Annotated in this window: 17 protein-coding genes and 1 pseudogene; 11 read left to right on the top strand and 7 right to left on the bottom strand. The window is 55.9% G+C overall.

What is annotated here, in order from left to right; translation table 11 throughout:
• Nucleotides 1-182: 182 nt before the first annotated feature.
• The 5 genes and pseudogenes from ABDK75_RS12250 to ABDK75_RS12230 all read left to right on the top strand — a co-directional run bounded on the left by ABDK75_RS12250 (nt 183) and on the right by ABDK75_RS12230 (nt 8,007).
• Nucleotides 183-3,533: pseudogene (locus ABDK75_RS12250) on the top strand (glycosyltransferase).
• A gap of 19 nt (nt 3,534-3,552) precedes the next feature.
• Complete coding sequence (locus ABDK75_RS12245; protein ID WP_346006016.1) at nt 3,553-3,678, top strand: hypothetical protein; 126 nt, start codon at nt 3,553-3,555, stop codon at nt 3,676-3,678.
• Nucleotides 3,679-3,915: 237 nt separating this feature from the next.
• Nucleotides 3,916-6,534 carry a glycosyltransferase gene (locus ABDK75_RS12240; protein WP_346006015.1) on the top strand — a complete coding sequence of 873 codons (2,619 nt, stop codon included), beginning with the start codon at nt 3,916-3,918 and terminating at the stop codon, nt 6,532-6,534.
• Nucleotides 6,535-6,581: 47 nt separating this feature from the next.
• Nucleotides 6,582-7,604 (top strand): glycosyltransferase, encoded by a 1,023-nt coding sequence (locus ABDK75_RS12235; protein WP_086633807.1) that lies wholly within the window; start codon nt 6,582-6,584, stop codon nt 7,602-7,604.
• Nucleotides 7,605-7,677: 73 nt separating this feature from the next.
• Entirely contained in the window at nt 7,678-8,007 is a 330-nt protein-coding gene (locus tag ABDK75_RS12230; protein WP_046900128.1) for a hypothetical protein, read from the top strand.
• A 45-nt stretch (nt 8,008-8,052) separates the two neighbouring features.
• Here ABDK75_RS12230 and ABDK75_RS12225 read toward each other — a convergent pair whose 3' ends face one another.
• The gene (locus tag ABDK75_RS12225; protein WP_346006014.1) at nt 8,053-10,752 is read right to left on the bottom strand and encodes a pitrilysin family protein; all 2,700 of its coding nucleotides are present in this window, start codon (nt 10,750-10,752) and stop codon (nt 8,053-8,055) included.
• A 145-nt stretch (nt 10,753-10,897) separates the two neighbouring features.
• Here ABDK75_RS12225 and ABDK75_RS12220 point away from each other — a divergent pair, with 145 nt between their 5' ends.
• Nucleotides 10,898-11,431, top strand: coding sequence for a hypothetical protein (locus tag ABDK75_RS12220; RefSeq protein WP_346006013.1), 534 nt, complete (start codon nt 10,898-10,900; stop codon nt 11,429-11,431).
• Nucleotides 11,432-11,443: 12 nt separating this feature from the next.
• Complete coding sequence (locus ABDK75_RS12215; RefSeq protein WP_346006012.1) at nt 11,444-12,475, top strand: glycosyltransferase; 1,032 nt, start codon at nt 11,444-11,446, stop codon at nt 12,473-12,475.
• A gap of 9 nt (nt 12,476-12,484) precedes the next feature.
• On the opposite strand, the gene ABDK75_RS12210 is transcribed toward ABDK75_RS12215, so the two are convergent.
• Nucleotides 12,485-13,078, bottom strand: coding sequence for a DUF4339 domain-containing protein (locus tag ABDK75_RS12210; RefSeq protein WP_064273616.1), 594 nt, complete (start codon nt 13,076-13,078; stop codon nt 12,485-12,487).
• A 116-nt stretch (nt 13,079-13,194) separates the two neighbouring features.
• Between ABDK75_RS12210 and ABDK75_RS12205 the strand changes: the two genes are divergently transcribed.
• From ABDK75_RS12205 to ABDK75_RS12195, 3 genes are all read left to right on the top strand, one after another.
• The gene (locus ABDK75_RS12205) at nt 13,195-13,596 is read left to right on the top strand and encodes an MliC family protein (protein ID WP_346006183.1); all 402 of its coding nucleotides are present in this window, start codon (nt 13,195-13,197) and stop codon (nt 13,594-13,596) included.
• An 81-nt stretch (nt 13,597-13,677) separates the two neighbouring features.
• Entirely contained in the window at nt 13,678-14,733 is a 1,056-nt protein-coding gene (gene add / locus ABDK75_RS12200; protein ID WP_346006011.1) for an adenosine deaminase, read from the top strand.
• A 219-nt stretch (nt 14,734-14,952) separates the two neighbouring features.
• The gene (locus ABDK75_RS12195; protein ID WP_346006010.1) at nt 14,953-15,879 is read left to right on the top strand and encodes a lauroyl acyltransferase; all 927 of its coding nucleotides are present in this window, start codon (nt 14,953-14,955) and stop codon (nt 15,877-15,879) included.
• 40 nt (nt 15,880-15,919) lie between these two features.
• On the opposite strand, the gene ABDK75_RS12190 is transcribed toward ABDK75_RS12195, so the two are convergent.
• On the bottom strand, nt 15,920-17,098 hold the full coding sequence (locus ABDK75_RS12190) for a nucleoside hydrolase (protein ID WP_211499857.1): 1,179 nt from the start codon (nt 17,096-17,098) through the stop codon (nt 15,920-15,922).
• Between the two features lie 99 nt (nt 17,099-17,197).
• Nucleotides 17,198-17,674: an Lrp/AsnC family transcriptional regulator gene (locus ABDK75_RS12185; protein WP_046900119.1), complete on the bottom strand. Its 477-nt coding sequence runs from the start codon at nt 17,672-17,674 to the stop codon at nt 17,198-17,200.
• A gap of 141 nt (nt 17,675-17,815) precedes the next feature.
• Between ABDK75_RS12185 and ABDK75_RS12180 the strand changes: the two genes are divergently transcribed.
• Nucleotides 17,816-18,832: a 1-aminocyclopropane-1-carboxylate deaminase gene (locus ABDK75_RS12180; protein WP_211510040.1), complete on the top strand. Its 1,017-nt coding sequence runs from the start codon at nt 17,816-17,818 to the stop codon at nt 18,830-18,832.
• A gap of 71 nt (nt 18,833-18,903) precedes the next feature.
• On the opposite strand, the gene ABDK75_RS12175 is transcribed toward ABDK75_RS12180, so the two are convergent.
• Genes ABDK75_RS12175 through ABDK75_RS12165 form a run of 3 tightly spaced genes read right to left on the bottom strand, consistent with a single transcriptional unit; the run spans nt 18,904 to nt 23,046 of the window.
• Nucleotides 18,904-21,216, bottom strand: coding sequence for a molybdopterin cofactor-binding domain-containing protein (locus tag ABDK75_RS12175; RefSeq protein WP_346006009.1), 2,313 nt, complete (start codon nt 21,214-21,216; stop codon nt 18,904-18,906).
• Nucleotides 21,209-21,685 carry a (2Fe-2S)-binding protein gene (locus tag ABDK75_RS12170; protein ID WP_046900117.1) on the bottom strand — a complete coding sequence of 159 codons (477 nt, stop codon included), beginning with the start codon at nt 21,683-21,685 and terminating at the stop codon, nt 21,209-21,211. The genes ABDK75_RS12175 and ABDK75_RS12170 overlap by 8 nt, the downstream gene beginning before the upstream one ends.
• A 26-nt stretch (nt 21,686-21,711) precedes the next feature.
• The gene (locus ABDK75_RS12165; protein ID WP_099210909.1) at nt 21,712-23,046 is read right to left on the bottom strand and encodes a c-type cytochrome; all 1,335 of its coding nucleotides are present in this window, start codon (nt 23,044-23,046) and stop codon (nt 21,712-21,714) included.
• Nucleotides 23,047-23,475 lie beyond the last annotated feature (429 nt).

Here is a 23,475-nt window from a genome sequence, read left to right as displayed (position 1 = left end):
CGCAAGCGGCCCTTTTTTGTATTTGAGATGTAATGATCTTCTTTCTTGTCAGGGGCTTTTGTTGCTGTAAACCTTCAGGTAAGAATTGAGTATCGTGATGGCAGCGGTCTTGTGGTCTCTTGCCCGGAAGACTGATTGCGTCGGTTTGAGATGGGAGTGGGCGCTTTGCGCTCAGGAGATTGATGGCGGTTATTTACAACACAAATTATACCCACAATCCCAATTCCTACCTTACGCTGGCGGTCGAACGGGCGGCCCGATCTCTATTTGGTAATGACCAGGTTGTTGTCGCTGACAATATGTCCCTGGGCAGTATTGCTGCTTCTGGTGAACATGATGTTCTGATCTGCCTGGACGCACAGCGGATTAATCTTCCACTGATCCGTCGCGTTCGACCTGCATTCAAGACCTTGATTCTCTGGACGTTTGAAGACCCGTTCATGCGGGACTTCAATGTTGAAAATGCCGGTCTTTTTGATTTCGTCTTTACGAACGATCCGTCCTGCGCCGAATACTACCACGGCAAGGGGCACTACCTGCCTCTGGCAGCGAGCCGCTCCATTCATGAGCGTAAGGTTCTTCCGGCTGCTGAGCTGGAATATGATATCTTTTTTGCTGGCACGATGTGGCCGAACCGCGTTCAAACCCTGCGACGCGTGATTGCTGCCTTTCCGGATGCCAAGCTGAAGCTTGTTTGCCCTGGTAACGAATATCTGCCGCCGCTCCCCGCAGATCTTGCGGCTCTTGCGATCCAGCGCCCGATCAGCCACGAAGCGTTTATTGACTTCGCGAATGTCAGCGCTGTCACTTTGACGATGTTCCGTGATTACGCCAGTCATGGCGACGTCAGCCAGGCCACAGCTCCGGGGCCACGCTTTTTCGAACTTGCTCTGGGCGGTACGGCACAGGTTGTCGAAGCGCCGGAAAGCATGGGCAGCGAGCATTTCGATACGGTCGAAGGAATCAGCCTTGCGCGTGATCCTGATGGCGTCGTGGATGCCGTTGCCCGTATCCTGAACAACAAGAACACACGCCGCAAAGCGGCGCAGGCGTCCCAGAAGTCAGTACTGGCGCATCATCTGTACGAGCATCGTCTCGAGAAAATGCGTGATATTACGGGGGCTGATTTTGGCCGCCGCAAAGCCGCCGACATTGTGCCGGTCGAGCGTCGCCGTCGTCTACGGGTGCTGATGTGCACGCATTCCACAATTCATGAGCAGGCGTGGGGCGGTGTTGAAGTTTACCAGCAGGCACTTTGCTCCCTGCTTGGGCGCGACGTTGAGTTTTTCTATTGGCTGCGTCGTGGCACGTTCTGCCGTCTGACGACTGCGAGTGGGCAGGAACTCGAACGCTTTGACGTACCGGAAGTGGGCTGGCAGGACGCGATGTGCGATGCGCCTGAAGAAATGGCGTTTTCGAGCGTAATCAGTCAGTACAATATGGACATCGTCCATTTCCAGCATCTTGGACATCACGCACTTTCATTGCCCATCATAGCCAAGGCCAATGGTGTGGGCGTGGTTTTCTCCGCGCATGACTTCTGGCTGGTCTCGGCTCGTTACAACCTGCTGAACCACGAACTGCGTTATGTGGAAGATGAGGTTCGGTCAGTCCTGTCGGCAGATATCACGCTGAAGGCTTCTGAGAATGTTGATCATGGTGGTGAACAGACGCGTCGGGCCTTTGTCGCCAAGATGCTTCACTCTGTTGATGCCATCATGTTCGGGACACAGCACTCTCGTGATCTGACGCATGAGATCTATCCGATCCTCAACGAGAAAATCAGTCTGATCACGGGTATCCCGAGCCCTGAGAACACTGTGCCCGTCAAGCCGAAGAGCTATGCTCCGTTGGGTGACGCGCCGCTGAACGTTGCGATTGTCGGTAACTTCCTGAGAACCAAGGGTGCAGATACGATCCTGAGCCTGATCGAGATCGCTCATCCGGATCATTTTGTCTTCCACATCTTCGGTTATGTGCACCCAGAGTATGAAGCTGTTCTGAACGCAAGCAGCCGCTCGAATGTGAAGCTCTATGGCCGTTATGACATGGGGGACATCGAGGCCCTGAAAAAGGCTGATGTCGCGCTCAACCTGTCGATCTGGCCGGAGACTTACTGCATTTCCTTGTCTGAGGCCTGGCAGAACGGCCTGATCCCCATTGTGACCGATGTCGGCGCTCTGGGGGATCGTGTTGAAGACGGGGTCAATGGTTTCAAGGTCCCCATCAATCGTCCAAGCATGGTTCTGGAACGTCTCGAACTTCTGCGTTCTTCCGAGCCTGTGCGTAAAAAGATTATGGCAAACATTGGCCCGCATCTTTGGACGCATGCCCGTGACTATGCGGACGGCCTGCTGAAGCTTTATCAGGATGTCGTACCACGTCGTCCGATGGGCGTTGCGGATCTTCGTCTGGATGCAGGGCAGGTGCATCTTCTGCCGCACGCATCATGGCGTCATCAGGCTCCGCCACGTCATATTTTTGATCCGCCGACCACGCGTGATCTTTCTGTCGAGCTCCCCATTCCGGTCTCGGACTGGTTCTCCATTCAGGGCGCCGAATGCTACATTGACGACGTTTGTCATCACGTCTTTGCCACGAGCGAAGACGAAGATTTCAAGGGTGCCAATGAGTTCCATATCCGTGGCTGGTTCCTGCTTCCAGGCGTCAGCACTGCGGGGCGTATGCTGACTGTGCTGATTGAAGAAGACGCGGACAGTCCGTTGATTTTCCTTGAATGCGAACGTGAAATTCGTGGCGACATTGTTGAAATGTTCAACGGATCTCCGCGTCGTTCAGGGTTCTCTGGTAAGACAGCCCTGCGTGGAAAATGGTGTGAAGGTCGTTTCCGTGTCGGTCTGATCAATGTCATCAACGGTCAGGCAGCTTTCCAGCTGACGTCTATTCAGATCGAAGTTGAGGGCGGCAAGATTGACGCGATCCATCGCTCAGCTCCTTCGAACGACGTGATCCTTTCTGACTTCAATCGTGTTTCCCATAGCGATGGACTGCTTCGCGGTATCAAGCTGTCTGGTTTCCAGAAGAATGAACTGCATCCGTATGGCAGTGGCATGCTGGAAAACTTCATTGACGAATTTACAGGGGTCATTGGAGAGCCTGTTCAGGAGATTGAGCCTTTTGGAAGTATCTCCGTTCGCGGCTGGGCTTTCCTGAAGAGCCTGTCTCGCGCAGGGCAAATTTATGTTGGCCTGATTTAGACGGAGCGTGACGAAGTGACGTTGTTCGCGACAGACCGTATTGCGCGTCAGGACGTGGCAGGCGTGCATCGTGATGCTCCGCTCTGCGCAGGTTTCTCGGGTACACTAAGCCCGATGCAGGGTTATGCTCGCCCGATGGATGGCGTCTATCGTGTCGCGCTGATCAATGTGACCGGGGATGTTTTCGGAACACATATTACGGATCTGGTTGCGACGTTTGATGGTGGACGGATTGTATCGACAGGCCGAGAAGGTCTGACACCGGAGCAGGCTGAGCGTTCCGAGCGGCTTCTGAATGAGAAAGCCATAGCCTGAACCTGGGGGTCAGTTTTTCATGTCCGATCCGGTTCCTGAGTCTTCTCCCGCTGCGCGTGAGCCTCGCTGGCGCCAGTTTGATGCGCAGTGGTATCTGCTGCGCTATCCGGAGGTTGGGGACTGGATGCGCGATGAAGGCCATTAGGATTTTCATGCGTTTTATCTTGAGACGGGCCAGCGCTACGGCCATTCTCCTAACCGGTATTTCGACGAGATCTGGTATCGGGAAACCTATGCGGATGTCCGCCGGGACCTGATCCAGGAAAAATACCGGTCAGGCTTTGAGCACTATTGTGCCGAGGGCTATCATGGTCATTCGGCACACTGGCTGTTTGACGAAGTCGATTATCTTCGCCGTTATCCGGAACTGACCCGACGCTCCTTGCAGGAGCAGGGGTTCTCCAACGGCTATGATCATTATCTTGAAGTTGGCGAAGCGCGCTACTACAGCGGGCATCGTTTTTTCGACGATGAACTCTGTCGCCGGCTTGCCTTACGTTATCCCGATTATTTTGACAGCCGGATTGGCCTTTTTGCATCGTGGCTCAGCCTCCCGTCCGATATCGCGGATGCTGGGCGTGTCTCCTGGTATTTTGATCCGGTCTGGTATCTGGAGCGCTATCCGGACGTTCGGCGTGATATTGCTGAAGGGCGCTATAGCAGTGCGCTTCATCATTATCTCACAAATGAAACGCCGCGGCTCTTTGATCCGCAGGAAATGTTCTCCGAGCGCTTCTACGCAGACACTCATCCAGATGTGGTCGCCTGTCTGGACATGGGCTCTTTCCGCAATGGCTATGAGCATTTTTTGCTGTTCGGGGCTCATGAGGGGCGTGCGCCTGAAGCCGATGTGGATCTCGCCGCTCATCTGAGCCGTCCGCAGGTCCGTAACGACGTGCGGAACCATCTTTATGACAGCCCTTTTGCTCATCTGGTTGCGGCCAGAATGGGTGAGGGGCAGCGTGCTTCGCTGGTCGAGACCCCTGAGATTGAAGAAAGCCAGTCAAGGCAGGTGTTCGAGCGGGAAGCAGAAGCGCTTCTGCCAGCATTGGCTCGCCATCCGCTGGATTTCACGGTCGTGGGCGTGCCGGAACTCAGTGTCATTGTCGTGGTCTATGACCGGATCGCGCTGACAATGCAGGCTCTGGCCTCATTGCGCGCAAATTATTCCGGGGCCATCCAGCTTATCGTCGTGGACTCTGGGTCACACGATCAGACACGTCGTCTCGACGAAATGGTTCACGGCGCTAAAATCCTGCGCTTCAGATATAACATTGGATATCTGGAAGGCTGCAATATTGGTCTTGCAGAAGTCGATGCGCCGTTTGTTCTTTATCTGAACAACGATCTACGGCTCTATCCAAACAGTGTTGCACACGCTTTGCAGCGTCTGCGTTCAAGTGATGATATTGGTGCGGTGGGTGCCAAGCTCATTCGTTCGAATATGCGTTTGCAGGAAGCAGGCTCCATCATCTGGCGTGATGGCGCGACTTATGGATATCGCCGGGAAGATAGTCCGAACCTTCCTGAAGCGAACTTCGTCCGGGACGTGGATTACTGTTCGGCAGCATTTCTGATGGTGCGGTCGTCCATTCTGATTCAATTGGGTGGCTACGACCTGCGGTACCGTCCTGCTTATTTTGAAGATACGGATCTGTGTGTCCGCATTCTCAAAATGGGCGCGCGGATTGTTTATGATCCTAATGTCGTGGTGGAGCACCTTGAGTACGGCAGTTCCGGCTCTGTGGGATCTCAGACGCTGATCCACGCCAATCTGCGCATTTTTTCGCGTGCACATCAGGATTTTCTACGGCATCAGCAGCCGGCTCATATTCGAAATGCTGTGCAGGCGCGGGAGCGTCGTTCAGATCGCAAGCATATCCTGTTCATTGAAGATCGCCTTCCTCTGAGGCGTCTGGGTTCAGGGTATGTGCGTTCCAATGACGTGGTACGGGCTATGGCGGGGCTGGGATATCAGGTCACCGTGTTTCCCCTTCTCCCAAGGGACCAGAGTGAACTGGACCTGTTTGGAGATTTCCCGGAGACGGTAGAGCTGATCGCGGATCAGCATCTTTCCACCTTCCCGGATTTTATTCAGGCGCGTGCCGGATATTACGATCTGGTATGGGTTGGCCGCACGCACAACATGGCGCGCCTCTTGCCTATCATGAACGAGGCCAGCCGCTATCTGCCGACAGCGGGTGCGGTGCTGGATACGGAAGTGATTTCCACGCCACGTACGCTGGAGCGCATCAAGGTGCTCGATCTGCCGAAGCCGGCATTGAGCTTTGATGAGATGCTACGCCGGGAACTGGAATGCGCTCATTACTGCCAGCAGATCGTCGCAGTCACTGAGCAGGACGCAGATCTGGTGCGTCGCGCCGGGTACGAAAATGTTTCCGTTCTGGGACATGAAATGCGGACCCGTCCGACGAAGGCCACATTCGACGCCCGGCGAGATATTCTTTTCCTCGGTGCGTTGCATGATGAAGGTGCGCCCAATCATGACAGTCTGGAGTGGTTTGTAGGAGAGGTTCTCCCTGCTCTGGATGATCTTCTGCCGTCAGACGTTCGGTTCACGATTGCGGGCTTCATTCATCCTTCGGTGGATGTGAGTGCGTTTGCGCGGCACCCTCGTGTGGATATTGTTGGTCCGGTGCATGATCTTGCTCCGCTGTTCAACAGGCATCGCGTCTTCGTTGCGCCTACGCGGTTTGCCGGTGGCTTACCGTTCAAAGTGCAGGAAGCTGCCGCATTTGGCGTGCCGATGGTTGTAACGACCTTGTTGGCGGGGCAGGTGGGCTGGACAGACGATGTTGAATTGCTGTCTGCGCCTGCGGATGATGCCAAAGAATTTGCGTCTGATGTCGCCCGTCTTTATCAGGACAGTACACTCTGGGCCCGACTGAGAAGTGAAGCGCTGAAGGCGGTGGAGCGGGATTGCGCACCAGCGCGGTTCCGACAGGATCTGTCCAAGATCCTTGAGGCGTGTATAGCTTGAAGACGCCACGCACCCGGGGCATGAAGTTTAAGGAAACAGGTGAGGCTATGTCGACAGAAGTGAAAGATCGTTCCTCTGAAACGGAGCGGAAAGTGTCTGGCCTGACCGGACGTGTTCTGGTGTGCAGTGGCGGCCGCTATGAAAGTCAGGCCAATGCCCAGATCCGTGAATCGATCATGGATGGATGGGGTGAGTGCTTTGGCGAAGAGAACGTTACGGCTGTTCACATTTCTGCGGCAGCAGCGTCCATCAAGATCCTGAAGCCAACGATTGTTTTCGCCATCGGGTCATATCTGCCGGAAAGCACCTATTTTGGTGAGGTCTGCCGTGAGGCCAAGAAGATTGGCGCTGTCACGGTTTTCTGGGCCACAGAAGATCCCTATGAGCAGGATGCGAACTATCGCATCGCCGATGACTTCGATGTCGTTTTCTCCTGTGATCGGTGGGGCCATAACTTCTATCAGCGTGATCTGGTGTTCCACCTGCCGCTGGCTGCAAGCCCAAGCCTGCATTACATGCCAATTGAAGAGAATGTCGAAAAGACGATCGATGTTCTGTTCTGCGGTGTGGCGTTCACGAGCCGTAAGGACATTGTCCGCAATCTGCTTCCGGTTCTGCGAAACCTGAACATCAAGATTGTTGGTCCTGGCTGGGGCGAACTGGGCATTGGCTTCTCGGATGCCCGTATTGAAAAGTCCCAGCTGGTTGAGCTGTATCGCCGTTCCAAGCTGGTGCTGAACCTTGGCCGTTCACTCCACTTCGAGAACAAGCGGTTTGTGATTGCTCCTTCCACGCCTGGCCCGCGGACGTTCGAGGCTGCTCTGGCAGGCGCGTTCCAGGTCTTTCATGAAGATACGCATGAGCTTCGTCGGTATTATAATGCAGACGAAATTCCGGTCTTCTCAAACCGGATCGATTTTGAGCGGCTTGTGGAGAAGTACATCGGAGATGATGAAGCCCGTCTGGCTATGAGCCGTAAGGCACAGGCCAGAACGATGGAGCAGCATCTTTACAAGCACCGTATCCAGCAGGCCCTATCGGTTCTTCAGGCTGAAGGCTTCCTTGGCTGAAAAGCGACTGGAATTTGTGATTTTATTAAAAGCCGGGCTGTTGTGCCCGGCTTTTTTGTAAGGATACTCGGAAATGCAAACCATCTGGCTTATGGCGTTGTTGCTGATCGCTGCATTTCTGGAGGTCGGTGGTGATGCCCTCGTGCGAACTGGCCTGCATACAGCCGGTCTGGGACGTGTGGGCTTTATCTCCGCGGGCGCGCTTGTGCTGCTGATTTACGGAATAACCGTCAATCTTCCCGACTGGGACTTCGGGCGATTGATGGGCGTGTATGTCGCACTGTTTTTTATCGCAGCTCAGGTCGTGGCGTATTTTGCTTTTGGTCAGACCCTGACCTTGCCTGTCTGCATTGGTGGACTGCTGATCGTCTCAGGTGGTGTTCTGATGACGGTCTGGCGTTGAAGGGATCAGGCCGGAAAATGAGTATCCCGGCCTGAAGTAGAGCGTTTACTTCGGCTGTGGGCCAAGGACGATCTGTGCAAGATCATCTGGGCGAACCCACTTGCTGAACGCGGCCTGCACCTGCGCAGGTGTCATGTCGTAAATCGCCTGAGCTGCTTCTGCTGGCGCATTCAAAGGCAGTCCCAGATCAATCAGATCCAGATAGCTGCCAGCCAGAGCGCCAAAGCTGGCGCGTGCCATTGGCTGGCGACGCAGCAGAGACGCCTTGGCCAGATCCAGACTTTCCTGAGAGACAGGCTGGCTGCGCATATCCTGCACATCCTTGATTGCCAGTGCGCGTGCCTTGTTCACTTTGTCCGGGTCCGCACCGAAGCTGATGCCGAAGGAGCCGCGGGTCCGGGAGTAACTGAAGGCACTTCCTGCCCCGTACACATAACCCGTGCGAACGCGCAGATCCTGCATCAGGCGGGAAGAGAACCCATCCCCAAGGATTTCGTTTCCGACAGCCAGAGCATGACGATCAGGGTCAGTGACCTTCATGCCAATGGTCTCCACGAGTTTCACGTCATCCTGTGACCGTCCTGGATCTGCGACAACAGCCTGAGAGGCCTTGCTGAGAGGGATGGACGGCAGATCAACGACAGGGGCAGGGCCTTCAGCCTTCCAGCCGCCAAAAGCCTTTTCAACCTGTTCATGAGCATCTTCAGGGCTGATGTCCCCGACAACTACAATCGTCGTCAGGTCCGGGCGATATGTGGCGGTGTAATAGGCTTTGACGTCAGCGAGCGTAATTTTGCTCAACGTAGCTGGAGTGGCCTCGCGAAGGGTCGGGTCAGTTGCAGGGACAAGTGCCCGGCGGGTGGCACGGCCAAAGCGGTAAGTTGGAGACTGAAGCTCACCCGCACGGGCCTGAATGGCTTCCATCTGCGTCACATGGAAGGCCTTTTCCGGGAAAGCAGGGTGCAGTTCGTGCTCTGCCAGCAGGGACAGGCCCTTACTGAAATTTTGGGTCAGTGTGCTGAGACTGAAACCAGGGCCAGCGCTTTCATCTGCCGAGATGTCATCAAGCGCGCTGGCAAGGGCCAGACGGTCATGGGAGGTGCTGCCATACAGGAACATGTCAGATGTCAGGCCCGCGACGCCTTCCTTGCCCGCAGGCTGCTGCAGGGATGCATTCTGCCGGATGGAGCCGATCAGCTCGACCGTATGGCTGACATGCTCGGGCTGGACCAGAAGGTGCAGACCATTCGAAAGTGTATAGGCCTTGGGAAGAGGGGCGGCGGCCGGAATGCTCAACCGTGCGAGGGCTTCTTCTGCCCAGGCTGGGAGGCTGACTTTGCCTGATGGTGGCGTGTTGAAAGACTCTGCGCCACCAAATCCTTTACCGCCAATGGCTTTGCCCTTTTCACTCGGCGTCAGGGTGGCGCTGATGGCGTGTTGCGGATCGAGGAGCGTTTTGGCCAGCTCATCCACCTGTGCCTTCGTGACGTTCCGGAAGGCCGCGATCATATCATCTGGGCTTTCAAGATGCTGGATGGCGACAGCCTGGGACCAGTTCTCTGCAAGTTCCGAAATGCTGTTCGCATTGAACTCCAGAGACGCAATCTCTTTGCGACGGGCGGCTTCGATCAGATCCGCGGGAATTCCGTCTTTGCGAAAGCCATCCATAAGAGACGCAAGCGTCCGGCGGAGCTCGCCCGGGTTTGCTCCCTTGGGGAACCCTGCGTAGGCGACAGCGAGGCCAGCCTGTGCATCCGGGTCATACATGAATCCTGCGTCCAGAGCCTTACCATCCGGAACCAGACCGAACAGGACACTGCGCTGGCTGGCAATGGCATCGGCCAGCAGGGTTACGGCAGCATAGTTCGGGTCACGCTGTCCCGGCATCCGCCAGGCCATGGTGACAAGGCCGATCGGTAGATCTGTATCCAACGACAGGGACTGTGCCTTGGCTGGCGTGGGTGTGACAGCAGCGCGGGCTGGAAGTGTAGCCGCTGCAATATTGCCAAAGGCTGCCTGAACTTTCTTCAGGGTGTCCTGCGGGTCCACATCGCCCGTAATGACGAGGATGGCGTTGTTGGGAGCATACCAGGAGTTGTAGAACTGCTTCAGCAGCGGGGCAGTCGTGGCATCGAAAGAGGGACGCGTCCCGAGTGCGTCATGCTCGTAAGGTGTGCCTGCGTAAAGTGCTGCACGCACCTGAGAGAGATAGCGGTAGATGGGGCTCGACAGGTCGCGTGAGACTTCCTGCTCAATGGCGCCTCTTTCATGGGCCCATTCCTTCTCTGTGATGTTCAGCCCGCGCATACGACCGGCTTCGATCCGCAGAAGGACATCAAGGTCCGCAGCAGGGGCCTTGAAATAGTATTGGGTGACGTCAGACGTCGTGTCAGCATTATCATTGTTGCCGAGTTGGGCGCTGATGGTGGAAAGCTGGTCCCGGGAGAGTGTTTCGGAGCCGTTGAACATCATGTGCTCAAGGGCGTGTGCCGTTCCCGGAAAACCTTTGGGTGCGTTGACGGAGCCCACTTCATAATTGAGCATCGTCTGTACGACGGGTGCCAGAGTATCCCGCACAATCACGACACGCAGGCCATTGGGTAAGGTGGCACGGGTGACGGAGGCCGGTGCTGCCGTGGCAGCCTGAGGCACCGCAGGGGCAGCATATGCGCCCGTCAGGAGAGGCGGGGCCAGCATGGAGGCTGCGAGCAGTGTCACACGGGTCAGGCGAGAGAAACCGGGCATAGGTTATTAACTTCCTACGGGTAAAATGTTCTGCCAGGCAGTAAATCGACTGTCAGGGATGCTGTCTACCGAGGGAGGATTGCTGAAGGATGAATAAAAAATCATGTGACGCGGTCAATCAGAGGCCGCTAAGAACAAAACTACTATGACCGCTTCCAATTTTATCGTCCGCTTTGATGACTGGCTGATTGACCGGCTCTTTCAGCCCGTCGCAAACAGACTGCCGTCAGTTCTTCCCGTTGTGCAGTTGGGCATGAGCTTTCAGCTCGGCTCATTAATGCTGAACGGCGCAGCGCTGCTTCTGCCGATTGTGCTGTTTGGCGCAACGATGGGCGGGGTGGTGGATACATCGCTGATCTGGTTCATGAACCTTGCATTCTTTCTGGGCATGAAAAAAACGATCCCGATGATCCGGCCAAACATGCTGAATCCCCTTCGCCCCATGATGCTGAGCATGCGGATGATCGCTATGGCATTCCTCATCTATCAGCTTTTCCGCAGCCTAGACGGGGTTGGAATTGGCTGGATTCTGTCTCAGCTCATGACGCTGTCTCAGCTGACGTTTGTGATCGGTCTGTATTTTGTGGCCTGCCAGCCTCAGCCACCCCGACAGCGGATGTCTGTGCGGACAGGCCCTATCATTGAAGGCGTCTGGGCCGGAAACGGTAGTATTCGCTGAAGGAGACGGGCAGTGAGAATCCTTCACTGTCTTCTAACGCGGGAATTCGCGGGCACTGAGCGTCACGTTGCGGAGCTCGCGAACCAGCAGGCTCTGACACATGACGTGACGGTGCTTCTGGAGCGCCATACCGCTGATCTTCGAACAGGCGGAGATATTGCACATCACTTTTCACCCTCAGTCCGTATCGTAAGGGCTTATCGCGCAGGATATCTGCCGACATTGACGGCGTTGGTATGGAACGAGACCTTCGATATCATCCATACTCACCTGGGTAAGGCGTCGATCCGGGCAGGGGTTTTGAAGACTCTGGGACTGATGGGTGAGACCCCCGTCATCGGTACGCTCCACAATGCTTATCGTGCCAGAACTTATGGAAAACATGACGGCCTGATCTGCATCGCCCGGTGGCAACAGGCCAGCCTGCCAGCAGGTTGTCGAAACCAGAGCGCAGTGATTGCAAACTGGACCATTCCTTCCGTCCTCTGCCATCCGGAGCGTACCAAGCTTCGGGAAGGCTTCCGGCAGGAACATCGCCTTCCATCGGAAGCTTTTGTGATCTGTGCCGTTGGAAGAATGGTGGAAGAGAAACGGTTTGATTGTCTCCTTCAGGCCTGGAGACAGGCTGTTCTGCCGACCGACACATATCTTGTTCTGATTGGGGACGGCCCAGAACGTGCGCGGCTTGAAAATGTCTGCGCAAAGTACAGGGATCGCATCATTTTTGCGGGTTACCGGTCAGATGTGCCGGACGTGTTCTGTGCGTTTGACGGATTTGTTCTGCCCTCCAGACGGGAGCCATTCGGGCTGGTTCTGCTGGAAGCGATGGCGGCAGGATTACCTGTCTGCGCGACAGCAGCAGGAGGTGTTCTGGATATTCTTGAAAATGTATCGGACTGTCTGGTTAAGCCGGACTGTATCGACGCACTTGCCGCCGGGCTTGTGCGCCTGAGGCGGCAGCCAGGCAGAACATGGGACCTGTCCTTCCATGTGCTGGAAGAGCAGGCCCTCAAGACAGAGCAATTCTATCGCCGTTTCTGCTGAGTATCGCGATCAGAGATCGTAGTGTTTGGAGACGTAGCTGGAGAGGCCATTCGGGTTGTGCATGATGTGCCAGCTTTCTGAAAAAGAAGGCACGAACTGGAACAGGAAGACCAGCAGCGACAGAAAAAACAGCAGCATTCCTTTGCCAACAAACTGGATACGCCGCCAGAAATAGAGTGGCGGGATCAGGATCCAGAATGCAGAGCCGGGACGGAAGCCTGCAGCAATCAGGGCGCGGCGATCTGTCAGCATGGACGTGAAGATAATCGCAAAGCTGAGAAGAACGGCGATGATGCTGGACTGGCGGTCAGGGATGTTGCCGAACCAGGCCAGAACGTTGACGATCATGCTGCTGACGAAGGGCCCAAGAATACTCAGCCATGCCCAGCGGTTCGAGACCCTGCTGGGGGGCAGGGCAGGCGGGACCCCTTCGGGCTGCGGCGGCCAGAACGCGCAACTGCCTGCCGGATGCCATTCCGCACCGAAGGCTTCGGTCCAGCACAGCGTTGAGTGCTCAATACTGCCGGTCGAGATGAGGGCACGCATACCATCTTCAGAAAGCGGGCCTTTGCGGCTTCCGTGTTCTTCGTAAAACCAGCTCACAGTCCGTCCTTGGTTTGGGCAGTTGTCATCATGCTGACAGAATGGCGGCTCAATCTGACTGAAAGAGATGTCTCAGGCAATACTGAAGGCTTCAATCTGCTGGGAAGGGTCAAGTGATGAGAAAATATTCGTTTGGTTTAATGGCTGTTCTTTGTCTGGGGATAAATCCGGCTTTTGCATCAAAGGCCACTAACTTTCAGATCAAACTCTCTTCTCCCACAACAGTTGACCGCCAGACAGTGCTTTATACCTGTCAGGGAAACGGTGATGCGGCCAAGGAGCTTCTCTCACGCTTGCCGCAAAAACGCGTTGCCGTTCAATATATCAATGCAGATGCCATCAGCTTGGCTGTCCTGCCAATTGAAGGGCACACGCAGGTGTTTTCAAACGTAATTGCTGCGGATGGCGCCAAATATGCTGCGGCACAGTATGTCTGGTGGAACAAGGGAAATGACTCGCTCTTTTCCAGTGAGATGGACGACAAAGCACTTGTAACGTGCCATGCCGTTTCAAAATAAAGATATCATGTCGGTATCGTTTCAATTTTCCAGCAAACATGCATGATGCGGGCTTATCACGACTGATAAGGAAAGCAGGTCATGTCCGTTGTCTGCATGCAGGAATTTCTTGAAAAGCTCCCCAAAGCTGAACTTCATGTTCATCTGGAAGGAACGCTGGAAGCGGACTTGAAAATCAAGCTGGCTGAGCGGAACAATCATCCTCTCAGGTCCAGCTCTGCGGAAGAAATCCGACAAGGTTATGTCTATCATGATCTGCCCTCTTTTCTGACGCTGTATTACGAAGGCGTCGAGCTCTTGCAGACCGAGCAGGATTTTCATGACCTCTGCTATAACTATCTGGAAAGAGTCGCGCAGCAGAATGTTCTTTATACTGAGATGTTCTTTGACCCGCAGCTTCACACCCGTCGCGGAATAGCATTCGGAACAGTCATCCGGGGCTTCAATGCAGCGCAGGAGGAAGCAGAGAAGGACTTCGGCATCCGCTCTCACCTCATCATGTGCTTCATACGTGAAATGAGTGCGGACTCTGCCGACGAGACCTTTACCCAGGCTCTCCCTTATCTTGAAAGACCGGGTAGAAGCCGCATCATTGGTGTGGGTCTGGATTCAGACGAGAAGGGTAATCCGCCAGCCAAATTTGCGAAAACATTCGCCCGCGCAAGAGCGCTGGCCCTTCACTTGACCATGCATTGCGATCTCGATCAGCAGAATACGCATGAGCATATCCGGCAGGCTCTTCAGGATCTGGGTAGCGAGCGCCTCGATCATGGATTGAATGTGCTGGAGAAGCCTGAACTGATTGCGATGGCTCGGGACAAGGGCGTGACATTCACGCTGTGTCCGTCTCCGAACGATGTCATCAGGCCGGGGCGGTCCCGTCAGGATATTCGGGACATGCTGGCAGCGGGACTGAAAATTACCATCAATTCCGACGACCCGGGTTACATGCAGAGCGTGTATATGACGGAGAGTTTCGCCAAGGCTCAAAGTGCAGCGGACCTGACACAAGACGAACTCATACAGATTAGCCGAAATGCCTTTCAGGCGGCCTGGATTTCGGACGACGAGCGGGCGCTTTATCTCGACGCACTGGAAACATTCGCGCGAAACCATAGGGTTGAGATGTCATCCTGAACGTGGAGCGCAGCGACGTCCCCGAGATTTATGCCCTTTGCTACAGGGCATAAATCTGGAAGTTTAAAAATAAAATCAGGAATTATTATTTATTAAAAAATTCAAATATGTTTTATTATTTCTGAAAAATTACCAATAAAGTATAAATTAAGAAACTCAGGTATTAATTAGATACAAAACAAGAATTGATTATCTTTCTTTTAAAGCGACTATCGTCGCATGGCACCAATCGCTCCTGTTCTGTCCCGTCTGTCTCAGCATGTGCAATCGGCAGCGCTATGGAGCGTCATTGGCCTCCTGCGCAGTGTGGGGCCGCAATACGCCTCGACAGCGGGTGGCTGGTTGATGCGGAATGTCGGAATGAGGCTCCGGGCAACCCGCATTGCGGATCGAAACCTTCAACTCGCTCTTCCTGATTTATCTTTGCCGGAACGACAGCAGATTATCCGGGATGTGTGGACGAACCTGGGGCGGAACGTGACAGAACTCCCCCATCTTGCATCCTTTAACCGTACGGAAATGGGACCGGGATGGGAGATCGAGGGTGAAGAGCATATCGATGCCCTGAAAGCGAACGGCTCACAGGCTTTGTTCTTCTCAGGGCATCTGGGGAACTGGGAGCTCATTCTGCCCATCGCAACTAGTCTGGGTATGCCAGTTGCGGGTTTTTATCGGGCCTCGTCCAATCCGGTCATCGATCTTGTGACGCAGACAATGCGACAGAAGGCTCTCGGCCCGACCGGGACCATGTTTCCTAAAGGACCCAAGGGGGCCCGGCAGGCCTTAACGCATCTTCAAAGCGGTGGCTCACTGGGTTTTCTGGTCGATCAGAAAATGAATGACGGGCTCGCCATTCCGTTTCTGGGACGGGATGCCATGACGGCGCCAGCGGTGGCGCAATTGGCCTTGCGCTTTAATCTGCCCATCATACCCGTCCATATCGTGCGACTGGGGAACGGGCGGTTCCGCATGGTGTGTGAAGCCCCGCTTCAGGCTAAGCGAACGGGCGATCGTCATGCGGATATTCGGTCAATCTGCGTCGCCATGAACGAGACGCTGGAACGGTGGATCCGCGAAAGGCCAGGAGCGTGGCTCTGGCTTCATCGCCGCTGGCCAAAAGAGCAGGTCGCTCTTCCCGCCGTCTGAAAAAAGCCCCGCGGCCGGATGGCAGCGGGGCTTTTGTGTTTCAGGGGAGAGGATGTCCGCTGACAGGAGCCTGCGGGCTGCCAATCAGATCAAGGATCTGCTTTTCAAGTTTCGGAACATTGATGCGCAGGACAACTTCGTTCTTGCGTTCGCCCAGACCTGGCTCGTAGCCCGGCGTCCAGGAGACAACGTCACCGTAGCCAGGGCCAAACTGGCTGTTTACATCCACAAACAGATCCTGCTTTTCCGTGATGATGCTCGGGTCCAGCCAGACGGATGCTGCAATTTCATCCCAGAGCGGGAAGCCGCTCAGATGCCACTTCATGACATGCCCGACGGGCGTGCCGGTAGCTTCCAGCTTCTTCAGAAATTCTGGCGTCAGTTCGGTATCCGTTGAAGGATCGGCCGGAACCATCACGATGTGCTTCCATGGTGCGCGAAGGGCCGCACTTGCGCTTTCCGGGTCCAGACGGAAGTTGAATTCACGACGGGGGCTGTTCAGGAATTCACGCGCGAATTGGTGTGCCACAACGCCGGGCCGTGTCTGGCGCGGGTTCAGGCCACCGCCCATGTAAACGAGTTCTTTTGCAAGGCCCGCAAATTCCGGATCAAGCGTCTGGGCCAGTGCGATGTTGGTCATCGGACCCGTTGCAATGATGCTGACCTGCCCTGGGTATTGATGGACCATCCGAATGAGGAAGTCAGCTGCGCGCTCGGTTTCCGGCTTTTTGACCGGATTGCCATATGGCAGGTCCGGAACAACATCGGGGCCATGATAATAGGGAAGTGGTTGCTCGGTCTTTTCGACCCATTTTTTCATCCACACCCCTTTCCAGATCAGTTTTCCGTAAAGGGCTTCCCAGCGGTCCGTTAGCTTTTCCGAGTTCAGGAACGGGTAGGTTGCGCCCGGAACAACGGGAATGTCTGCGCGGCCTGCCACTTCCACGCCCCGCAGCGCGTCATTCGTCGCTTCTTTCTGCCAAACGTCACCCGTGACAGTCGTGATGCCAAGCACGCGGACGTTGGGAGCCTTGATGATCATCCACTGGGCGATGCTGAAGCCGTCATCGTCAAAAATGACAAGGCGGGGGTCAGCTTTCGCCTGCGCGGAGGCTGCCAGCAGGCCGCCAGCGACCAGTCCAAGCGCCAGCGTGCGGCGCAGGGCCTTTCGCGTTTTGCTAAAACGTTCCGGCTTCGGGACGGTGGGGTGAAGGGGCATGGGCAGAGGGTTCCATAGCTGGTGGCAGGCAAGGACGTGACAATACCGCAAAGGAAATCATTGCACAGAGGCAACAGGGCGTTCCATGCGAACGCAATTCTAGAACGCGAGTGGCCCGTTGTCCTTGACTTCCTTGATGACAAAAAACGTCCGTGCCTGTCGGACCCCTGGAAAGGCAATGAGCTTTTCTGCGTGAAGCCGATTGAAATCCGCCATGTCTTCCACACGGATCTTCAGCAGATAATCGAAATCGCCTGCGACCAGATGACAGTCCAGCACCATGGGCATGGTTTTCACAGCCTCTTCCAGTTCTGCGAAGCTCTCGGGAGTGGATCGGTCCAGCACGACGCCGACCAGAGCGATCGTTCCCAGTCCGACTTTGACGGGATCAATCTCGGCGCGAACGCCGCGGATATAACCGTCCTGAAATAGTCTCTGGGTACGCCGATGACATGTCGCGGCGCTCACGTTTACACGCTCGGCCAGCTCGGCATTGGACATGCGCCCGTTGCCTTGCAGAAGGCGAAGAATGTTCCGGTCGATTGCGTCCAGATCTGGTGTGATGGAATCTTTCATTATTTCCTCAAATGATAAGAGAAACATCCATTAAAATTCTATTTTAAGACTAAAATACAGAAATTATTGCCTGAATTAGAAAGCACCTTCGAAGAATATTTCACTACTGCTTTCGGGTGTGAACACCTTGGGAGGCTGTCTGTGAACCTTGAGAAATTTGAGCGCTATCCGCTGACTTTTGGAAAAACGGCTATTGAGCATCTTCCACGTCTGAGCGAAGCCCTAGGTGGCAAAGTGCAGATCTATGCCAAGCGTGAAGACTGCAATTCCGGCATGGCGATGGGCGGCAATAAGCTCCGCAAGCTGGAATATATTGTTCCGGATATTCTGGCCTCTGGCGCAGATACACTGGTCTCCATCGGCGGTGTGCAATCCAATCATACGCGCATGGTCGCAGCGACAGCGGCCAAGCTAGGTATGAAATGCGTTGTCGTGCAGGAGAAATGGGTCCCGCATTATGACGCTGTTTATGATCGTGTCGGCAATATCCTCATGACACGCCTCATGGGAGCTGAGTCCCGCATTGTGGAAGATGGCTTTGACATTGGCATCCGCCAGAGCTGGGAAGATGCCATCCAGTCCGTGAAGGATGTTGGCGGAAAGCCCTATGCCATTCCGGCTGGTGCATCCGTTCATCAATATGGCGGCGTTGGTTACGCTGCTTTTGCGGAAGAAGTCGCGGAGCAGGAAAAGGAACTCGGCTTCACGTTCGATTACATTATCGTCTGTGTCGTGACGGGCTCGACGCAGGCGGGAATGATCGTCGGATTTGCGGCGCAGGATCGTGCAGATCGGGTCATCGGCATTGATGCTTCCGGAACGCCCGAACAGACGCGCGAGCAGGTGCGGGAGATCGTGGGCCGTACAGCCGAGCTGGTAGAGCTTGGTCGGACAGTGCGGGACGATGAGATCGTGATCATCGAGGACTACGCATATCCCGCCTATGGCGTCCCGTCCGAAGAAACGAACGAAGCCATCCGACTGGCGGCCCGTACGGAAGCCATGATGACGGATCCTGTCTATGAAGGGAAATCCATGCAGGGTCTGATTGACCTGACCCAGAAGGGATATTTCCCGGACGGGTCAAAGGTTCTGTACGTTCATCTGGGCGGCGCACCGGCCCTGAACGGCTACAGCTACTATTACCGCAACGGCTGATGCAGCCATAAAAAACGCCGCGTCCCAGTCCGGGGCGCGGCGTTTCTGTTTTTCGACGGTGAAGCCGGATTTTAGCTGTTGTGACCGTTCAGTTCGCGCAGCACATCTGCCGGACGCATTGGCAGATGGCGCAGACGCACACCAATGGCGTTGAACACGGCATTGCCGATGGCAGGAGCCACGACCGTCACCCCCGGTTCACCAAGGCCCGTAGGCTTTTCGGTGTTCTGGACGAACTCGATATCCATGTCCGGCACGTCCGGAAGACGGACCGGCGTGTAGGTGTTGAGGTTGCTGTCCTTGATCGTGCCATTGACGATCTCGGTGCCTTCAAACAGCGCCATGCTCAGGCCCCAAAGAGCTGCACCCTCGGTCTGTGCCAGTGCGCCACCCGGATCAACGATCGTGCCAGCATCCAGAACCAGCCAAAGCTTCTGACAGGTGATGACGCCGGTCTTGCGATCAACGTGGACCTGTGCCGCACCAGCCGTCCAGGTCGGCATACCGCGTTCCTGTCCGAAACTGGTCGCGATGCCAATGCCGGTATCCGCCGGAAGCTGCGTCTTGCCATAGTTGATCTTGTCGGCAAGGCGCTGAAGGGCTGCGGCTTGACGCTTGGCGCCGCCTACAGCATTGGGAGCGGAGCCTTCGTTCCGTCCTGTCGCTGTGAACATGGACAGGCGGAATGCCAGCGGGTCCTGCTTCGTCTGGTGAGCCAGTTCGTCGAGGAAGGATTCAAGCGCCCAGGGCGTCCAACCTGCGGACACGGAACGGAGCCAGCCCGGACGGAAAGTCTTGTTGGCCAGATCGTTCGTGATGGCACGGACGCGGGTTGGCCCGGTTTCGTACCAGTGATCAGCGCCCGCAATCGCAAACGGATCGTAGGACTTGCCGTCTTCACCCTTGGCCAGAAATGCCGGTGCCATGACGAGTGTGGGCCAGCCTGCTGTTGCAGCGTAATCCATCGCCACAATCTTCTTCTGGTCTGCATCAAGGGCGACGCGAACCGTCTGAAGAGAGGGGGAACGAATGGAGTCAAACGCCATATCGTCCGAACGTGTCAGGATCAGCTTGACTGGTGCGCCGCCAATGGCCTTGGACGCCAGAGCCGCCGGGATGGAATAGTCACCGTTCAGGCGACGACCAAACCCGCCGCCCAGCAGATAAGTGCGCATGACAACCTGCTCTTCAGGCACCTGAAGCGCCTTGGAGAGCTGCGGCAGAACGAGGGACTGCCACTGATTGCCGGTATGGATTTCCCACATGCCATCAATATGACGGGCCACCGCATTGACAGGCTCAAGCTGGTAATGCGCGACGGAGGCACAGGTGTAGCTGCGTTCGAAGGAGTGTGCCGGATGGGCAAATGCCTCGTCCACACCCTTATCGTTGAAAACGCGAGCGCCAGTGCTCTGATCTGCAATCAGCTTGCGGCCATGCTCGATGATGTCTGCTTCCGAGACATTGATCGTCGGACCAGGATTCCACTGAACCTTTAGAACGTCCGCAGCCTTGATGGCGGCTGGATAGGTCTTGGCCAGGGCCACAACCCATCCGGGGACGATGCCGGATGGATCATCCAGAACAACATAGCGAATGTATCCGGGGATCTTCTTGGCTTCGCTGTCATCGACGGACTGCACCTTCGCGGCGTAGCGCGTCGGTGGCATCTTGGGGCGGCCATAGACCATCCCTTCGAGCTTCACGTCGATGCCGTAGATCGCCTTGCCGGTCGTTTTGTCCGGGATATCCAGAGCAGGAACCGGCTTGCTGATCAGGCGGCGCTCACTGGCGGGCTTGAGCGGCAGCTTGGCCATTTCGTCAGCCGTGAAGCTGCGCGTCGGCTTGGCTTTCGAGACGATCTCACCGTAGGAGACGCTCTTGCTGCCAGCCGTGACCGTGCTGTTGCGGGCAACGCATTTGTCCGGCGTTGTGCCGAGCAGCTTTGCGCCTTCCTCCAGCATGATCGTGCGGGCAGCGGCGCCAGCCTGACGGAATGTGTCCCACGTATCCCAGACGGACCAGGAGCCGCCGGTCACGAACTTGCCGGCCCATTTCGGAGCGGTGTCCACTTCCGTGATCTTGATGTGATTCCAGTCGGCTTCCATTTCGTCCGCGATAATGCGGGCGAGGGCGGTCCCGACGTGCTGACCCATCTCGGCACGGACAACGTTCACGTTGATGGAACCGTCCGGCGCGATGGCGCACCACATGTTCGGCTCGAACGCGGCTTCCGGCGGCATAGCAGACGGGTAGGTCTGCGCAGCTTCGGCCTTGCGGGCAAAGCCAAACATCAGACCTGCGCCTGCTGCCGTCATCAGAAAACTGCGGCGAGACAGGCGGCCTGCGTCGGATCTCTTGGCGATCTGTTCGATCTTAGCCATTGGTGGCGCCTCCCTGCTGCGCGGCAGCTGCTTCCTTGATGGCCTTGCGGATGCGGACATACGTCATGCAACGGCAGAGACTGCCGCCCATGACGCCATCAATCTCTTCATCCGTCGGCTTCGGATAATCTTTCAGAAGGCTTGCGGCCTGCATGATCTGGCCGGACTGGCAGTAGCCGCACTGTGGCACCTGCTGGTCACGCCAGGCGACCTGCACGACGTGATTGCCTTCCGGATCGAGGCCTTCAATCGTGGTGATCGAGGCGCCTTCGATGGAAGACAGCGGGGTGATGCAGGACCGTGTGGCGCGCCCACCGACATGCACGGTGCAGGCACCACATTCGCCGATGCCACAGCCAAACTTGGTGCCGGTCAGGTTCAGTTCATCCCGCAAGACCCACAGCAGAGGGGTATCATCCGGTGCATCGACCGAAACGGGCTGTCCGTTGAGTTCAAATTTCGTGGTCATATTTCGTTTTCCCTGTCCTGCCCGGATCAGTGCGAGGCGTTAACGGGCGGTGCGGACAGCGTGGCGCGGGCAGCCGCGGCCTTCTTTTCCAGATCCGTCCAGGGGGGCAGAGTGGTGCGGGTGCGGCGGAGATACGCGGCGATGCGGGCCATGTCATGGTCCGAAAGGGCCGTGTAGAAGCTTGGCATGGCGATGTTATCCTGACCTTCGGCAGCGCCAATGCCATGCAGCATGACCTGGAACAGATTGTTCGGCTCATCCAGCCAAAGCGCGTTGTTCAGAGCCAGTTCCGGGCGGCCAGAGACCGGCATCGGGCCGGAATTGTAATGGCAGGCGCCACAGGCCCCCTGATACAGGCGCGCATCCGCATCCAGTGTCTGCGGGCCAGTCAAATCCTTGCCGGACATCTGCATGGCGCGAGCAATGGCAGCCTGATCGCCCTGAGAACGCTGGGCAGCCTTCGCGACGTCTGCATAATAATGAGCAATGGCATGCACATCGTCTTCCGGAATCTTGGACAGGAAGCGATGCGGCACCGGAGACATTGGGCCAGCAGCAGAACCATGCAGCGGAGCGACGCCGAAGCGCAGATACTGGAAGAACTCGTCTTCCGTCCAGACAACCGGCGTTGGGTTGTGGTCGTTCAGCGGTGGCGCAATCCAGCCATCAATGACAGCACCATCATAAGCATGGCTCAGCTTCTCTGCACCCAGAAGGTTACGCGGCGTATGGCAGGCACCACAATGGGCGTTACCTTCGGCCAGATAGGCCCCGCGGTTCCATTGTGCATCATGCTTCGGGTCGTTCTGGTAGCGGCCTGGCGTAAAGAACAGGAGCTTCCAGAAACCCTGACCAATCAGACGGATGTTGATCGGGAAGGGGACCGTGTTGTCACGCGGCTTCAGGTGCACGGCCGGACGCGTCATCAGATACGCATATAGGTCCGAGACGTCCTGATCGTTGACCTTCGTGAAGTGGTCGAACGGGAACGCCGGATAAAGCTGTGAACCATCACGGGCAATGCCCTTGTTCATGGCGCGCTTGAAGGCTTCCAACGACCAGTTGCCGAGACCCCATTCCGGGTCAGGCGTGATGTTGGAAGAGAAGATGTCACCGAATGGGGTGGCCATCTTGAAGTCACCGGCCAACTCCGGGCCGGGGCTGCCATCCACGCGGGTGTGACATTCGGCACAGTATCCACCGGCGGCAACGATTTCGCCACGCTTGATGGCGTCTGCGGAAAAAGAGGCCGCAGCGGGAGGGGAGATGGGGGCGATTGCGGGGTACCACGCATAGGCGAGGAAACCGAGGCCGCCCACTGCACCGAGGCCCACAATACTGGCGGCTATCCGTTTGAGCATTCTTGTACTGTCCCGGCACTGTTTGAAAAACTGCCGTCCACAACGTGACGGATGATTGTTCCCCTCAATATGGCACGGGCACCAGAAAGGGAAGATTGAGATAACTCAAAATTCGGTCTGATCGAGGTCAAAGTGCAGTTTTCATCGGGGGAGGGTTTCAATGTCACACAAATGGGGAGGGTGTTCACTCAAATTTACGAGATGATGCGTCAATATTCATATTTCAAAATAGGGATTTTATTAGTCCTATATCGGCGTGTCATTGTCTGTTCACTCTTGAAAAAACGATTCGAAGTGATTGAATATTTTGTCACTCGGTGCCAAAATGAATTCGTTCTTCCGGGGCTGTTCGCAATCCTGTCGCATGAAAAGAAGAGCCGCCCTGTTTCCGAGCGCATCTGAGCCGGAGTAGAGTGGGGCAGATCGTTG

The organism is Gluconobacter sp. OJA (assembly GCF_039638325.1).
Taxonomy (GTDB): Bacteria; Pseudomonadota; Alphaproteobacteria; order Acetobacterales; family Acetobacteraceae; genus Gluconobacter; species Gluconobacter cerinus.
The sequence above is the reverse complement of the archived record's forward strand: the minus strand, read 5'-3'. Positions and strand labels throughout refer to the sequence as shown.